The organism is Hansschlegelia beijingensis (assembly GCF_045505405.1).
Lineage (GTDB): Bacteria > Pseudomonadota > Alphaproteobacteria > Rhizobiales > Methylopilaceae > Methylopila > Methylopila beijingensis_A.
This window is the reverse complement of the sequence record NZ_JBJKEX010000549.1, coordinates 1-1,222: the sequence shown is the minus strand read 5'-3', so window position 1 is coordinate 1,222 and position 1,222 is coordinate 1. Positions and strand designations below refer to the sequence as shown.

General features: G+C 68.2%; 1 protein-coding gene. It reads right to left on the bottom strand.

All coding sequences use genetic code 11. The features are described from left to right. Positions 1-54: 54 nt before the first annotated feature. On the bottom strand, positions 55-1,222 hold a 1,168-nt coding region (locus tag ACIKT0_RS18590), incomplete at its 5' end, for a L,D-transpeptidase family protein (RefSeq protein ID WP_407106792.1).

Here is a 1,222-nt window from a genome sequence, read left to right as displayed (position 1 = left end):
CCTCGCCGGGCGTCGCGACGTCCCTGCGGACCGGGCTCTCGCCCGGCAGGCGCCTCACTGTTCGGTGGCGGGCGAGACGCCGCCGCCCGCCATCGCGAGCTCGCCGGTGCCGTCCATGCCGTAGATGTCCTCGCGGAACTGCACCGAGCCGTCGGGCGAGCCCCAGCCCGAGATGTAGCGCCAGTAGACCGGGACGGCGGGGGTGACCTGCGCGTCGATCCGCTGACCGGACTTGATCGCGGCGTCGATCGCCCGGCGGTCCCAGTTCGGCTGGTTCTTCAGCAGCCAGGCGACCAGTTCCTTGACGTTCTGGATCCGCACGCAGCCCGACGAATGGAAGCGCTGGTTCTCGCCGAACAGCCCCTTCGTCGGCGTGTCGTGCATGTAGACGCCGTGCTTGTTGGCCATGTTGATGCGGACCGAACCCATCGAGTTGTCCTCGCCGGGGTCCTGCTTGAACATGTAGTTGGTGGCCTCGTTGGACATCCAGTTGACCTGCTCGGGCGTCAGCTGATTGCCCTGCTGATCGAAGATCCGGATGTTCTTCTTGGTCAGATACTGCGGATCCTTCTGCATCTGGGGGATGAGGTCCTTCTTCACGATCGAGGCCGGGACGGTCCAGAACGGGTTGAAGTTGACCTGAAGGATCTTGGCGTCGAGCACCGGAGAGGCGCGGTCCACCTTGCCGACGACGGCGGTGTAGCGGGCGGCGACGGACTCGCCCTCCACCGCCTCGATCTCGGCGCCGGGGATGTTGCAGAGCACGTAGCGCTCGCCGAGATTGCCGTTCGCCATGGTGCGGATGCGCACCAGGTTGGTCTGGAGCTGCCGCAGCCGCGTGTCGGCCGGAATGTTCAGCGAATTCATCGTGTCGTCGCCCACGACGCCGACCGGAATCAGGCCGTGGCGGGCCTGGAAGCGACGCACCGCGCCCTCGACATAGCTGTCGAAGGCCGGCGACATCGACAGGTTGGGGTCGAGGTCGCCGCTCGCCATCAGGCGCTGGCGGAGCGCGACGACGCGCTCGCCCTTCGAGCCGAGCTTGAGGCGCGGCCCGGTGGGCACGCGGGTCCAGCCGCCGCGGCTGACGATGGCGTTGTATTCCTCGATGGCGCGCTCGGTCGCCTGCGCCGTCTGCGGGCTCAGGGTCGGGATCCGCGAGGCCGAGGTGCGGGTCACGGCGGAGCCGGCGGAGGCGTCGAAGCGGTCGTTCCACTCCGCC